We start from the raw sequence: 13,205 nt of genomic DNA on the forward strand, positions 1-13,205 counted from the left end.
GGAATGAATATGGCACAGGCCATGAAAATTGCCATTGTGGATGACGAACAGGACATGCGCCAGTCGATCAGCCAGTGGCTGGCGCTGTCTGGATATGACACGGAAACCTTTGCCAGTGCCGAGGATGCACTGAAGGTTCTGGGGCCGGACTATCCGGGGATCGTGATCTCGGACATCAAGATGCCGGGGATGGACGGCATTCAGTTGCTGAAGAAACTGATGGGGGCGGACAGCACCCTGCCGGTCATCATGATCACAGGTCATGGCGACGTGCCGATGGCGGTCGAGGCAATGCGCGTCGGAGCCTTTGATTTTCTGGAAAAGCCCTTCAATCCGGACCGCATGTCGGAGCTGGCCAAACGGGCCAGCAACGTGCGCCGCCTGACACTGGACAATCGCGCCCTGCGTCGCGAGCTGTCTGGCGGCACCCAAATCATGAACAAACTGATCGGGGCCAGCCCGGTTATGGAGCGCCTGCGCGAGGACATACTGGATCTTGGGCAGGCGGACGGTCACGTGCTGATCGACGGGGAGACGGGCACCGGCAAGACCCTCGTTGCGCATGCGTTGCATGCCGTCGGCAGCCGGGCGGGCAAGAAATTCGTATTGGTTTCTTGTGCCGCACTGGAAGAGGACGCGCTGTCCAAACGGCTATTCGGTCCGATGATGCCCGAAGACACGCAGCTACCTGCCATCGAGGAAGCGCGCGGCGGAACGCTGGTACTGGAGGATGTCGAGGCACTCAGCGACACCTTGCAGGCCCGTCTGCTGAGCGTGATGAACGAGCAAGGTACGCCCGCTGAAACCCGTATCGTTGCAATTTCCAACCTGCAGGAAGCCGGCAAGACCAGCGAAGACGTGCTGCGACCGGATTTGTTCTACCGACTGGCAGCTCTGCGCATCACCATGCCGCCACTGCGCCAGCGCGGTGAGGACATTCTGACGCTGTTCACCCGCCTGAGCGAGCAGTTTGCCGAGGAATATGGCTGCGATTCCCCTCAGGTCAGCGCACAGGAAGCCGCACAGTTGCTGCAAGCCCCGTGGCCGGGGAATGTACGCCAACTGATCAACATTGCTGAACGCGCCGTGCTGCAGTCGCGTCGCGGGTCGGGCACAATCGCCTCGCTTCTGATGTCGGATCACGAAGAGATGCAGCCGGTGATGACAACTGAAGGTAAACCTCTGAAAGAATACGTAGAGGCGTTCGAGCGGATGTTGATCGACAACACTATGCGACGGCACAAGGGCTCGATTGCTTCGGTGATGGATGAGTTGTGCCTGCCACGCCGGACGCTGAACGAGAAAATGGCCAAATACGGGCTGCAGCGGTCGGATTATTTGTAACGTACGGAGGGGGCCAGCCCCCTCTTGGCCTTTCAGGCCAATTCACCCCCGGGATATTTATGGCCAGATGAAGTGATCCTGGGTGCCGTTGCACCGCGCAATGCAGTTTGCCCATTGTCTTTTCCACAGGACTGCTTTTATTGTGGCTCAACGGGCCGGGCAAAATTAAGCCTGCAAGTCCCGTCTTTTTGAGTTTCGCTGCTGTGCTGCTGCTGAGGATCAATCCCACGCTGCGCGGCAGACCGATTGTGCCCCACACGCGGGGCAGCAGAGCACCTGAGCCCGGAAGTTCCGGGCGAAAGGATATAATGGGCAGGCAGCGGCCAACCGCGCCTGTCGGAGAAGAACCGCGATGACGCGCGCGCAACGATTGAGAGACCGGGCAGGGGGCCACAGCGCCAGACCCTGCCGCGCGCCGTCCGATATCGCCCTGACAAGACACCACCCCAAATGCGCCTGTCCGCCAGGACGGGTAAGGACAACGCGTTTGGCGCGGTGCACCAAGGACACATGGCTAAGAAAATGCTTATCGATGCCACCCACGCGGAGGAAACCCGCGTCGTGGTGGTCGACGGAAACAAGGTTGAGGAATTTGACTTTGAATCCGAAAACAAACGCCAGCTTGCTGGCAACATCTATCTGGCAAAAGTAACTCGGGTCGAGCCGTCTCTGCAGGCGGCGTTTGTGGATTACGGCGGGAACCGGCATGGGTTCCTTGCGTTTTCGGAGATCCATCCGGACTATTATCAGATCCCCGTTGCCGACCGTGAAGCGTTGATGGAGGAAGAGCGCGCCTATGCCGAGGCCTTGAAGGCACGGGATGAGGCCGAGGACTCCAAGCCGAAAAAGCGCCGCTCGCGTTCGCGCAGTAAGGCCGAGGACGTCAAGACCGACGACCCGGTTGAAACGATGGACGTTTCGACCGAACCGAATGGTATGGAAACCATCGATCTGGATGAAGGTGACGAGGCTGATGTCCCCGTGCCGGAAGGCACGTCGCCCATGGAAATGGTGGCCGAGACACCGGTGGAAGAACCGGTTGATGAAGCGGTCGCACAACCTGCAGAGGTCGAGGCGGAAGCTGCGGAATCTGCGTCTGACGAACAGGCGGAGACAGATGCCGAAGCGGGCACAGAGCTGCCCGACAACGAAATCGCGGTTGCTTCTGACGAGGTGGATTCGGACGTTTCGGATGTTGAACCGGCTGACGAAAAACCAGAGGCTGAAACTGACTCGGATGCGGAACAGGACGATCCCGATGATAATGGCGACGTAAAAGAAGAAGCCAAGGCCACGGACGCTGCATCCAAGGATGACACAATCGAGTCCGTCGCTGATGAAGACGACAGCGAGGACATTCGTCCTCCGCGTAAGCCGCGCCCGCGTCGGTACAAAATTCAGGAAGTCATCAAGGTCCGTCAGGTTCTGCTGGTGCAGGTCGTCAAGGAAGAACGCGGCAACAAGGGTGCCGCCCTGACCACGTATCTGTCGCTGGCTGGTCGCTACTGCGTTCTGATGCCGAACACCGCCCGCGGTGGCGGGATCAGCCGCAAGATTACCAATGCGGCTGACCGCAAGAAACTGAAAGAGATCGCGTCTGAAATCGATGTCCCGACTGGCGCAGGGCTGATCGTGCGCACCGCAGGCGCCAAACGAACCAAATCCGAGATCAAGCGCGACTATGAGTATTTGCAGCGTTTGTGGGAGCAAATCCGGGAACTGACCCTGCAATCCATTGCGCCGGCAAAAATCTACGAAGAAGGCGACCTGATCAAACGGTCGATCCGCGATCTTTATAATCGCGATATCGATGAGGTTCTGGTCGAAGGCGAAGGCGGCTACCGCATTGCCAAGGACTTCATGAAAATGATCATGCCGTCCCACGCCAAGAACGTGAAACGGTACGAGGACGCGCTGCCTTTGTTCGCGCGCTATCAGGTCGAAAGCTATCTGGCCGGGATGTTCAACCCGACCGTTCAGCTTAAGTCCGGTGGCTACATCGTGATCGGGGTGACCGAAGCGCTTGTGGCAATCGACGTGAACTCGGGTCGGGCGACCAAGGAAGGCTCGATCGAGGAAACCGCGCTGAAGACCAACCTGGAGGCCGCCGAGGAAGTGGCGCGTCAGCTGCGTCTTCGGGACCTCGCCGGTTTGATCGTGATCGATTTCATCGATATGGACGAGCGCAAGAACAACTCGGCCGTTGAAAAGCGCCTGAAAGACAAGCTGAAGACCGACCGCGCACGCATTCAGGTTGGTCGGATTTCCGGTTTTGGCCTGCTCGAAATGAGCCGACAGCGTCTGCGCCCCGGCATGATCGAGGCCACGACGCAGCCGTGCCCGGCATGTCACGGTACCGGCTTGATTCGGTCGGACGACAATATGGCGTTGTCGATCCTGCGTCAGATCGAAGAGGAGGGCACCCGTCGCCGTTCGCGCGAGGTGCTGGTGCGTTGCCCTGTCGGCATCGCCAACTTCCTGATGAACCAGAAGCGTGAACATATTGCCCAGATCGAAGGCCGTTATGGTCTTTCGGTTCGGATCGAAGGAGATGTGCATCTGGTCAGTCCCGATTTCTCGATGGAGAAATTCAAGACGGCCAGCCGGATCGTGCCTGAGGCGTCTGCGCCTGTCGTGTCCGTGGACGCGTCGCTGATGGATCTGGTGGATTCTTCGGATGAGGAAGAGGAAGAAACCGTTCAACCCGAAGAGGAATCCAAACCCAAGCGCAAACGCCGTCGTCGCCGCCGCAAAAAGACCTCTGGCAATGCAGATGCGCCCGAATCCGCTGATGGGGAGGGCGTAGAAGCGTCGGAGGGCGGTGAGGCGGTAGTTGCCGAAGGTGATGTGACTGCGCCCGAAAGCGACGAAACCGCGGAGACGGCTGAAGACGCTGAGAAGGCGGCGAAGCCCAAGAAGCGCCGTGCGCCTCGTCGCCGCAAAAAGGCTGTTGAGGACGCAGTCGAGAGTGAGTCCTCTGTAGATGATACTCTGGCGGTAGACGCGGCTGACACGGATGCTGAGGCGGAAGCGCCGGTCGAGGTGGCTCAGTCACCCGAGGTTGACGCAGGTACATCGGAGGCCGAAGAACCGGCACCAGAAGCCGTTTCTGAAGTTGACCCTGAAGTGCAAGACCAGGAAACTGCGGTGGAGGTTGAAGCCGAAGTGGTCGAAGAAGCGGTTGATGCGCCATCGGAGCCGGAGGTGGCAGAGGCCGCCGAAGAAGACGAAATCGCTGAGCCAGCCCCTGAGGCGCCTGAAGCCGAGACAGTCGAACCGGTTCTGGAATCCGTCGCGGAGGAACCTGAGCCTGCGCCCTCTAAGCCGAAACGGCGCGGCTGGTGGTCGATCGGTCAATAAGACAGGGCGGGCCTTTGTGTCCGCCTTTTTCTTTTTGGCGGCTTTGCGCTCTATGATTTCCGGATGACGTAAACCTGGTGGTTGTCTTCAGATTCCTGCGCGATCAGGGTGTGACCCGTTTCGGCACAGAAATGCGGAACGTCTACTATGGCCGCCGGATCATCGGCCAGCACTCGAAGGACCGCCCCTGATGGCAAGGATTTCAGCCGCTTTCGGGCTTTCAGGACGGGCAGGGGGCACAAAAGGCCCAATGCATCCAGTGTTTCGGTTACTTCGGTCATGAGAACCGGGATATGTCCAACTTGCGATACTGTCCAGCAGGCAACCACGAGGATGTGACCGAATGGCCCCGTGACGCGGCGCGTGTGATAACATATGTGCTGAGACATGTTCGGAATTGATATCATCGACGCAGGGCTATTGCCCGCCATGTTCATCGCCATGCTGGGCGGTTTGATCAGCTTTCTGTCGCCCTGCGTATTGCCCATCGTACCGCCGTATCTGGCGTATATGAGTGGCGTCACGATCAATGAAATGCAGGATCAGGCGAGGGCACGACGCAAGGCGACGCTGTCCGCATTGTTCTTCGTATTGGGGCTGTCGACTGTGTTTCTTCTGCTGGGTTTCACGGCATCGGCATTTGGGGCATTTGTGCTGCAGAATCAGGTGCTGTTTGCCAAGATATCCGGCGCAGTCGTCATCGTGTTTGGCCTGCATTTTCTGAATGTCTTCCGCATTCCGTTGCTGGATCGCGAGGCGCGGGTCGAAACAGGAGATTCCGGAGGCTCAGTCTTTGGGGCCTATATTCTGGGCCTGGCCTTCGCCTTTGGTTGGACTCCCTGCATCGGCCCGCAACTGGGCGCAATCCTTTCGCTTGCAGCGTCTGAGGCATCGGTCGCGCGCGGCACGCTATTGCTGGGGGTCTATGCGGCAGGTCTCGGCATTCCGTTCCTGCTGGCGGCGATGTTCCTGAACCGCTCGATGGCGGTGATGAACCGGATTAAACCCCACATGGGCACGATCGAAAAGGTGATGGGCGGCTTGCTGTTATTTGTTGGCATCATGCTGATTACCGGATTGTTTACCGAGTTCAGCTGGTGGCTGCTTGAAACATTCCCGGCATTGGCAACTTTGGGTTAACCCTCTGAGCTTTTAGCCGAACGTATCGTCGACAAGGTCTTACCTTGGTCCACACGCTGCGCTAATCTGCGCGGCAAAGGGCAAGGGCATGAGCAGTCAATCTCCGCAACACGTGGTGCGCCGCCGCCGGGTATTCTACATCCCCGGTTATGACCCGATTCACCCCCGCCGTTATCGTGAATTGTATCGGAAGGAGGGGCAGGACCAGGCCGAGATTTCTGGATATGAGATTGCGGTCTGCGCCAAGTCCGGCGACGGCCCCTACGGTTGGCACGTCACATCGGTTCAGGACGGGGTGACGGTGCAAGCGGATATTGAGGTTCTGGTCTGGTCGGATATCGTCCGCGAAAGCATGGCCCGTTCGATCCCGGCGACCTACTGGCAACTGGCCCAGACAGCGTGGATCTATATTTCAACCGGCACGCTTTGGCGCCTGATGCAATTGCGCAAGGGGCCGGTCATCGCTGCGCTATACCCGGTTGGTATGCTGCTGTTGCAACTTGCTGTGGCGTTGTTGGCGGCCTGGGGGATAGCCGCAGTCCTTGTTCCGACTATCGGGGCAGTTGCATGGTTACCGGCAGTGGTTCTGGCCTATGCCTTGATGCGTTGGTTTCGGCGGATCGACAACCGGCTGTTCGCCTATTATCTGATGCATGACTACGCGCATTCGGCACGGCTTCGCGGTGAGGTTGCGCCGGACCTGCAGTCCCGGTTGGACCAGTTCACAACCCTGATCGAACAGGCTATGAAGACAGATGTGGATGAGGTTCTGATCGTAGGCCACAGTTCCGGCGCGCATCTGGGTGTTATGGTACTAGCCGACCTGATACGCCGTCGGAACGGGGCGGGGCCGGTTTTGTCTTTTCTGACTTTGGGGCAGGTGGTGCCTATGGTCTCGTTCCTACCCAATGCGAACCAACTGCGCACAGATTTGCGGTTTCTTTCCACGTGTTCGGACTTGTCCTGGGTGGATGTGTCAGCACCCGGTGATGGATGCGCTTTTGCATTGTGCGATCCCGTAGCGGTTAGCGGCGTGGCCGGGTCCGACAAGCGTTGGCCTCTGGTTCTTTCTGCCGCGTTTACGAAAACCCTGACAGCAGAACGCTGGCGCGTTTTGCGTTGGCGGTTTTTCAGATTGCATTTTCAGTACCTCTGCGCTTTCGACAATCCCGGAGATTATGATTACTTCCGCATCACCGCCGGGCCTGTGACGTTACGGCGGAGGTTTGCCAACCGTGCGCCTTCGGCGTCGCGGATCGAGCGTCCGGTTTCGAAATACACGTCGGTGCGCCCGTGAGACCGCCAAAACCTCAGGCCCGCCCGGATCAGGTATCGCTCTGGCGCTATCTGAGGTTGTTTCGTCAGGACATGCTGTCAGCGCAGCCTCAACGCCTGTATCGCGCGTGGATGGCCGAATTTCGGACCCCATTCTTTCGATCCTACATGATCAATCAACCTGAACTGATTGACACGGTTCTCAAGAAAAGGCCGGATGATTTTCCCAAATCCGGCCGGATCAGCGAAGGGTTGCGGCCATTGCTGGGAAATTCCGTGTTCCTGACCAATGGCGATACCTGGAAACGTCAACGCCGGATCATCGATCCGGCATTCGAAGGCGGTCGATTGAAGGACACGTTTCCCGCCATGCTGGCTGCCGCGCAGGCCTGCGTGAACCGGTTGCAGTCACGGGCCGGAACTGCCGTGGAATGCGAAGAGGTCACCAGCCATGTCGCTGCAGATGTGATCTTTCGGACCCTGTTCTCGGTTCCCATCGAACATGAGACCGCGGCAGAGGTTTTCGAGAAGTTCCGCGCCTATCAAAGGGCGCAGCCGCTGTTGAACCTTGCAGCTTTTGTTCCCTTGCCGCGTTGGATACCCCGGTTCCATTCTCGCCGGACCCGCAGAAATGCTGGCGAAATAAGAACACTCATTGCCCGTCTGACCGCAGAGCGCGCGGCACAGATCGCCGCCGGATGCGCACCTGATGACCTGGCAACCAAGATCATGACGACACCGGATCCGCAAACCGGACGCTGTTTCGAAACCAGCGAGATGGTGGATCAGGTCGCGATTTTCTTTCTGGCGGGCCATGAAACCAGCGCTTCGGCGCTGGCATGGGCTCTTTACCTGCTCGCAAGCTACCCGGACTGGCAGGAGAAAGTGGCCGAGGAGGCCAGGGCGCTGGACGATCCATCCTTCTCGGTGATGTCCAAACTCCGTCTCAGCCGGGACGTATTTCGCGAGGCGTTGCGGCTGTATCCACCGGTCCCCATGATGGTGCGCGAGGCAACCTGTCCGGAACACTTCCGCGGTCGCAATATCGCTAAAGGATCGCAAATCGTTCTCAGCCCGTGGCATTTGCACCGGCATGAGCGTCTCTGGGATATGCCGGATGAATTCGACCCGACCCGCTGGAACACCGAAAACGGGAAGGCATGTCAGCGAAATGCCTTTGTCCCGTTCTCGGCCGGACCGCGTGTGTGTACCGGCGCGGGGTTCGCGATGGTTGAGGGGCCGTTGATCCTGTCCATGCTGCTGCGACACTACCGTCTGGAAACAATCGAGGGGGAAACACCGGTTCCGGTTGCACATCTGACGGTCAGGTCCAAAGAAGGCATCCGCCTGCGTCTGGTTCAGCGCTAACAACCTACCATTGTCCACCCCCTTGCTGTATGCGGTTGAAAAAAGCGGAATCAATATTGAACGGGAAAGAGTTATGTCCAAGGCAGAACAGCGCGCGCAAATGACCGAAGGTGCGGGATTCATTGCAGCACTGGATCAAAGTGGCGGTTCAACGCCCAAGGCGCTGGCGCTGTATGGCGTCCAAGCGTCGGATTACAGCTCGGACGAAGAGATGTTCGGCGAAATCCAGAAAATGCGCGCGCGGATCATCCTGGCCGACGATTTCACCAAGGAAAAAGTGATCGGCGCCATCCTGTTCGAACGCACATTGGGCGAAGATATCGATGGTCGCAAAGTGGCGGATTACCTGTGGTCGGTCAAAGGCATCGTACCTTTTCTTAAGATCGACAAAGGTTTGGAGGACACTGCCAACGGTGTTCAGATGATGAAGCCGATCCCTGGCTTGGCCGATACTCTTGCGAAGGCCAACGGTGTCTTCGGTACCAAGGAACGATCTGTAATTCACGAGGCGAATGCCGAAGGTATCGCGGCCGTTGTTGCACAACAGTTTGACGTTGCCCGTGTCGTAACCGACGCCGGCATGGTCCCGATCGTCGAGCCCGAGGTGAACATTCACTCGGAGACCAAAGCCCAGGCCGAAGACATCCTGAAATCTGAGTTGCTAAAAAACCTCGACCAACTGGACGAGGGGCAGGAGGTTATGCTGAAGCTGACCCTTCCCAGTCAGGCGAACTTGTACGACGAGGTCGCCGATCATCCGCGCGTGGTGCGTGTCGTGGCTCTGTCTGGAGGCTATTCCACGGATGAGGCCTGCGATCTTTTGGGTCAGAACGGCAAGATGATCGCATCCTTTTCGCGTGCGTTGACAGAAGGGTTGTCGAAACAGCAATCCGATGCGGAGTTCAATTCCGCTCTGGGCAGCAATATCGATAAGATTTTTCGCGCCTCGGTCTGAGATTCAGCCGGGTTTCGTGAAAGAGCGGCGCAATTGCGCCGCTTTTTTTCGACCAATGCATCCCTCGGCGTGGTCGTTGATCAGCCCCATGGCCTGCATGAATGCAAATATCGTCGTTGGGCCAACAAATTTCCAACCACGTTTCTTGAGGTCCTTTGACATCGCCACCGACTCGGGTGAGGTCGACGCCGTTTGCGGAGCTGCCGATGTTTGGGGTTCATAATTCCAAACATAAGCTGCCAGCGATCCCTCTGCCGCGATCAGCTCCTGCACGCGGCGGGCGTTATTGATCACTGCCTCGATTTTCCCCCGATGACGAATGATGCCCTTGTCTTGCAAAAGACGGTCGACATCCGTTTCGGAAAAGTCGGCCATCGCGTTGAAATCAAATCCACAAAAGGCATGTCGGAAATTCTCGCGTTTATTGAGTATTGTGCGCCAGCTCAAACCGGACTGAAAGCTTTCCAGGCACAGTTTTTCAAACAATCGCTGATCGTCGGCAATCGGATAGCCCCATTCATTGTCGTGGTAGTCGAAGAATTCGGGCGCCGACTGACACCATGAGCAACGTGGTTGACCGTCAGGACCTGGTATTGTCTGGCTCATTGTGTACCCTTTTTGTTCTCTGCAACACTATCCAAACTTTTGTGGGGCTGGCAAGGAGTCAGTTTTGATCGCGATACCAGTTCAAAACAAACACGCGAATGGCAGAGGCAAGCCCGGTCTCGGGATCGCGCGAAACATCAATTTCAGACGCCAAAACGTTGATTGGAAGCATTTTTTCACGTGCTATGTCGCGGAATGCCTGCCAGAACTCATCCTCCAGTGATACCGAAGTTCGGTGTCCTTTGAGGGTCAGAGAGCGCTTGATGGGTCGGCCGCTCATTCCTCGACCTCGTGGTTGTCCAGGTCACGTTGTTGTTTTTCCTGACGAAGCCACAGGGCTTCTTTCTCGGAATTCGAACGTCCGAATTTCACGGCGTTCTGATCCGCACGGGCCTTTTTCTCGGCCCGTGCCTTCTCCTTGCGATACCGGTTCAGGTTAACCGGTTTGCCCATCAGCTTTTGGGGCCGATCATGTGCTCGGGGCGAACGACGGCGTCAAAGGTCTCTTCATCCACAAAACCCAAAGCAATTGCCTCCTCTTTGAGAGTTGTGCCGTTCTTATGCGCGGTTTTGGCGACCTTGGTGGCGTTGTCGTACCCAATGGTCGGTGCCAGAGCGGTCACTAGCATTAAGGATTCCTTCATCAGCTTGTCGATGCGCGGCTCGTTGGCTTTGATGCCCATCAGCATCCGCTCGGTAAAGCTGTCGGTGGCGTCGCCCAGCAGTTGGATCGATTGCAGCAGGTTATATGCCATCATCGGATTGTAGACGTTCAGTTGGAAATGGCCCTGCGATCCGGCGAATTTGATCGCGGCGTCATTTCCCATCACATGGGCTGCAACCTGCGTCAGAGCCTCGGCCTGCGTCGGGTTCACCTTACCGGGCATGATTGACGAACCGGGTTCGTTTTCCGGCAGGATCAACTCGCCCAGACCAGAACGAGGACCGGATCCCAATAGCCTGATATCGTTCGCTATTTTGTAGCAGGAACCTGCAATGGTCGCCAGTGCGCCGGACAGGAAGACCATTGCATCATGGGCCGCGAGGGCTTCGAATTTGTTGGGTGCGGTGACAAACGGCAGGCCGGTAATCTCAGCCATGTTCGCTGCAACGGCTTCATCCCAACCGTGATGGGTGTTCAGGCCGGTGCCTACCGCAGTACCGCCTTGCGCCAGCTCGTAAATTCCCGGCATCGAAGCCTCGACCCGCGCAATGCCCTGACGGATCTGATGCGCATAGCCGCCGAACTCCTGCTCCAGCGTCAGAGGGGTCGCATCTTGGGTATGCGTGCGGCCAATCTTTATGATGCCTTCAAATTCCTCGGCTTTCTGTTCCAGCGCCGAAGCAAATTTCTCCAATCCCGGCAACAGGACGTCCCGCACACTCATCGCGGTGGCGATATGCATGGCGGTCGGGAACGTGTCGTTCGACGACTGCCCCATGTTGCAGTGATCGTTCGGGTGCACCGGATCCTTCGAGCCGATCTCGCCACCCAGAATTTCGATGGCGCGGTTTGCAATCACCTCGTTCGAGTTCATGTTCGACTGAGTGCCGGACCCGGTTTGCCACACGACCAGAGGGAAGTTGTCGTCGAATTTGCCCTCGATGACCTCACCTGCGGCCTGAATGATCGCATCGGCGATCTTACCGTCCAGTTTACCGATGGCCTTGTTTTCCATGGCACAGGCTTTTTTGATCACGCCCAGCGCGCGAATGATCGCCACGGGCTGTTTTTCCCAGCCAATCGGAAAGTTCATGATCGAACGCTGAGTTTGTGCGCCCCAATACTTGTCGGCAGGGACCTCAAGAGGGCCAAAACTGTCGGATTCGGTGCGGGTCTGAGACATCTGTCACTCCGTCTGGTATGCAGTTGTATGCCGTTTAGCCTCAGCTGTGACGCGACGCAATCGGCCAGTTGCGCGCACCATAAACTTATGTGTCTCAGAGGTATAGACAGCGTGTTGGCGCAAATAATTGACGTTAGCGAAAACAGTGCCATTGTGCCTGATCGGGCTAAAGTTAATATACATGTAACCGCGACGGAGGTTGTAATGCGCGCATCACTTACCGGTAGACCGATGCACTTCATCTTTGGTGCGCTGGCAGCTTCTATCTGGCTTGCTGCGCTGACCTTGCAGGCTGCTGCTGCCGATATCGACGCCTTCGTTGGCGACTATGTCGGTTCGGCCAACGTTGTGGATGCAGACGGAACCGAAACTCCACGAGATATGAGTGTGTCGATTCACAAAACCAAGGGTGGTTTCAACGTCAGTTGGACAACGACGACGTACAAGCTGGACGGGCGCGTCAAGGAAGAGAAGTTCTCGGTGGATTTTCAGGCCTCCGCACGGCCAGATGTATTTTCGGCCGCGATGAAACGCAACGTATTTGGGCACGAGGTTCCCTTGGACCCGATGAAAGGCGAGCCATTTGTCTGGGGGCGGATCGAGGGCGAAACCCTGACTGTTTTTTCCCTGTTTATCGATGAAAACGGCGGGTACGAATTGCAGCAATACGACCGCACACTGGCCGAGGGCGGGTTGGATCTGTCTTTTTCCCGGTTCCGAAACGGTATGAAATCGCGCTCGGTCGAGACATTCTTGGAAAAAGAGTAAACCCCGCTCAGGGCGGGGTTTGATGGGACTACTTGCGGAAACTGTCCAGCGACACGACGTCGGCGTCGTGGTGGGGCTCGGCCTCTTCAACTTCGACGACTTCGACCGTTTCTTCGGGAATGTGCTCGATCTCGTCCTCGTCCTCGGGGCTTTCAAAGCGCAGGCCGAATTCGACGGACGGATCCACAAAAGTCTTGATTGCCAGATACGGAATATACAATGGCTCGGGCGCGTCGCCGAAGTTCAGTGTGATCGAGAAACCGTCGTCACCAACCTCGAGGTTTTCGAACCAATGTTGCATGACGATCGTCATTTCCTCGGGGTACCGCTGACGCAGCCAATCCGCCAGTTCGACGCCGTCCTGTCTGGTGTCGAAGGTGATAAAGAAATGGTGGGCGCCGGGCAGGCCATCTTTCGACACACCAGTCAGAACGGTCTTGATCAGACCGCGCATCGCTGTGTGCATCAAATTCCCGTAGTCGATGTCTTGCGACATTGTTAATCCTCGAAAGTGGTTAATCTCAGCATAAGGGATTCCAACG

General features: G+C 57.3%; 13 protein-coding genes. 7 read left to right on the forward strand and 6 right to left on the reverse strand.

Annotated features, from left to right (window positions below):
- The first annotated feature begins 9 nt into the window (after positions 1-9).
- Both AC2TEL_RS02630 and AC2TEL_RS02635 read left to right on the forward strand, forming a co-directional pair.
- On the forward strand, positions 10-1,344 hold the full coding sequence (locus AC2TEL_RS02630) for a sigma-54-dependent transcriptional regulator (protein ID WP_480839573.1): 1,335 nt from the start codon (positions 10-12) through the stop codon (positions 1,342-1,344).
- A gap of 510 nt (positions 1,345-1,854) precedes the next feature.
- Positions 1,855-4,704: a ribonuclease E/G gene (locus AC2TEL_RS02635; RefSeq protein ID WP_480901663.1), complete on the forward strand. Its 2,850-nt coding sequence runs from the start codon at positions 1,855-1,857 to the stop codon at positions 4,702-4,704.
- Positions 4,705-4,754: 50 nt separating this feature from the next.
- Here the strand turns inward: AC2TEL_RS02635 and AC2TEL_RS02640 are convergent, their stop codons facing one another.
- Complete coding sequence (locus AC2TEL_RS02640) at positions 4,755-4,985, reverse strand: sulfurtransferase TusA family protein (protein ID WP_480901665.1); 231 nt, start codon at positions 4,983-4,985, stop codon at positions 4,755-4,757.
- A gap of 106 nt (positions 4,986-5,091) precedes the next feature.
- On the opposite strand from AC2TEL_RS02640, the gene AC2TEL_RS02645 reads away from it, so the two are divergent.
- The 4 genes from AC2TEL_RS02645 to AC2TEL_RS02660 all read left to right on the forward strand — a co-directional run bounded on the left by AC2TEL_RS02645 (position 5,092) and on the right by AC2TEL_RS02660 (position 9,442).
- On the forward strand, positions 5,092-5,844 hold the full coding sequence (locus tag AC2TEL_RS02645) for a cytochrome c biogenesis CcdA family protein (protein ID WP_480839577.1): 753 nt from the start codon (positions 5,092-5,094) through the stop codon (positions 5,842-5,844).
- Between the two features lie 88 nt (positions 5,845-5,932).
- On the forward strand, positions 5,933-7,141 hold the full coding sequence (locus AC2TEL_RS02650; protein WP_480901666.1) for a hypothetical protein: 1,209 nt from the start codon (positions 5,933-5,935) through the stop codon (positions 7,139-7,141).
- The gene (locus AC2TEL_RS02655; protein WP_480901668.1) at positions 7,138-8,487 is read left to right on the forward strand and encodes a cytochrome P450; all 1,350 of its coding nucleotides are present in this window, start codon (positions 7,138-7,140) and stop codon (positions 8,485-8,487) included. The genes AC2TEL_RS02650 and AC2TEL_RS02655 overlap by 4 nt, the downstream gene beginning before the upstream one ends.
- A 73-nt stretch (positions 8,488-8,560) precedes the next feature.
- Positions 8,561-9,442 carry a fructose bisphosphate aldolase gene (locus AC2TEL_RS02660; RefSeq protein WP_480901670.1) on the forward strand — a complete coding sequence of 294 codons (882 nt, stop codon included), beginning with the start codon at positions 8,561-8,563 and terminating at the stop codon, positions 9,440-9,442.
- 3 nt (positions 9,443-9,445) lie between these two features.
- Here the strand turns inward: AC2TEL_RS02660 and AC2TEL_RS02665 are convergent, their stop codons facing one another.
- Genes AC2TEL_RS02665 through fumC form a run of 4 tightly spaced genes read right to left on the reverse strand, consistent with a single transcriptional unit; the run spans position 9,446 to position 11,895 of the window.
- Positions 9,446-10,048: a DNA-3-methyladenine glycosylase I gene (locus AC2TEL_RS02665; RefSeq protein WP_480901671.1), complete on the reverse strand. Its 603-nt coding sequence runs from the start codon at positions 10,046-10,048 to the stop codon at positions 9,446-9,448.
- Positions 10,049-10,106: 58 nt separating this feature from the next.
- Positions 10,107-10,328, reverse strand: a complete 222-nt coding sequence (locus tag AC2TEL_RS02670; RefSeq protein ID WP_480839587.1) for a ribbon-helix-helix domain-containing protein — start codon at positions 10,326-10,328, stop codon at positions 10,107-10,109.
- On the reverse strand, positions 10,325-10,501 hold the full coding sequence (locus tag AC2TEL_RS02675; protein WP_480901673.1) for a DUF4169 family protein: 177 nt from the start codon (positions 10,499-10,501) through the stop codon (positions 10,325-10,327). Before AC2TEL_RS02675 ends, AC2TEL_RS02670 begins: the two co-directional genes overlap by 4 nt.
- Positions 10,501-11,895, reverse strand: a complete 1,395-nt coding sequence (gene fumC, locus AC2TEL_RS02680) for a class II fumarate hydratase (protein WP_480901675.1) — start codon at positions 11,893-11,895, stop codon at positions 10,501-10,503. Before fumC ends, AC2TEL_RS02675 begins: the two co-directional genes overlap by 1 nt.
- 204 nt (positions 11,896-12,099) lie before the next feature.
- On the opposite strand from fumC, the gene AC2TEL_RS02685 reads away from it, so the two are divergent.
- Positions 12,100-12,663 carry a hypothetical protein gene (locus AC2TEL_RS02685; protein WP_480901677.1) on the forward strand — a complete coding sequence of 188 codons (564 nt, stop codon included), beginning with the start codon at positions 12,100-12,102 and terminating at the stop codon, positions 12,661-12,663.
- Between the two features lie 28 nt (positions 12,664-12,691).
- Here the strand turns inward: AC2TEL_RS02685 and AC2TEL_RS02690 are convergent, their stop codons facing one another.
- Entirely contained in the window at positions 12,692-13,159 is a 468-nt protein-coding gene (locus AC2TEL_RS02690) for an SspB family protein (protein ID WP_480839595.1), read from the reverse strand.
- Positions 13,160-13,205 lie beyond the last annotated feature (46 nt).

Source organism: Ruegeria sp. HKCCD9138 (genome assembly GCF_057220975.1).

Excerpts from the sequence above, each read along its gene's own strand:
- AC2TEL_RS02630 (WP_480839573.1), top strand. The coding sequence starts at position 10 with ATGGCACAGGCCATGAAAATTGCCATTGTGGATGACGAACAGGACATG.
- AC2TEL_RS02690 (WP_480839595.1), bottom strand. The coding sequence starts at position 13,159 with ATGTCGCAAGACATCGACTACGGGAATTTGATGCACACAGCGATGCGC.
- AC2TEL_RS02675 (WP_480901673.1), bottom strand. The coding sequence starts at position 10,501 with ATGGGCAAACCGGTTAACCTGAACCGGTATCGCAAGGAGAAGGCACGG.
- AC2TEL_RS02640 (WP_480901665.1), bottom strand. The coding sequence starts at position 4,985 with ATGACCGAAGTAACCGAAACACTGGATGCATTGGGCCTTTTGTGCCCC.
- AC2TEL_RS02635 (WP_480901663.1), top strand. The coding sequence starts at position 1,855 with ATGGCTAAGAAAATGCTTATCGATGCCACCCACGCGGAGGAAACCCGC.
- AC2TEL_RS02645 (WP_480839577.1), top strand. The coding sequence starts at position 5,092 with ATGTTCGGAATTGATATCATCGACGCAGGGCTATTGCCCGCCATGTTC.
- AC2TEL_RS02685 (WP_480901677.1), top strand. The coding sequence starts at position 12,100 with ATGCGCGCATCACTTACCGGTAGACCGATGCACTTCATCTTTGGTGCG.
- AC2TEL_RS02670 (WP_480839587.1), bottom strand. The coding sequence starts at position 10,328 with ATGAGCGGCCGACCCATCAAGCGCTCTCTGACCCTCAAAGGACACCGA.
- AC2TEL_RS02665 (WP_480901671.1), bottom strand. The coding sequence starts at position 10,048 with ATGAGCCAGACAATACCAGGTCCTGACGGTCAACCACGTTGCTCATGG.
- AC2TEL_RS02650 (WP_480901666.1), top strand. The coding sequence starts at position 5,933 with ATGAGCAGTCAATCTCCGCAACACGTGGTGCGCCGCCGCCGGGTATTC.
- AC2TEL_RS02660 (WP_480901670.1), top strand. The coding sequence starts at position 8,561 with ATGTCCAAGGCAGAACAGCGCGCGCAAATGACCGAAGGTGCGGGATTC.
- fumC (WP_480901675.1), bottom strand. The coding sequence starts at position 11,895 with ATGTCTCAGACCCGCACCGAATCCGACAGTTTTGGCCCTCTTGAGGTC.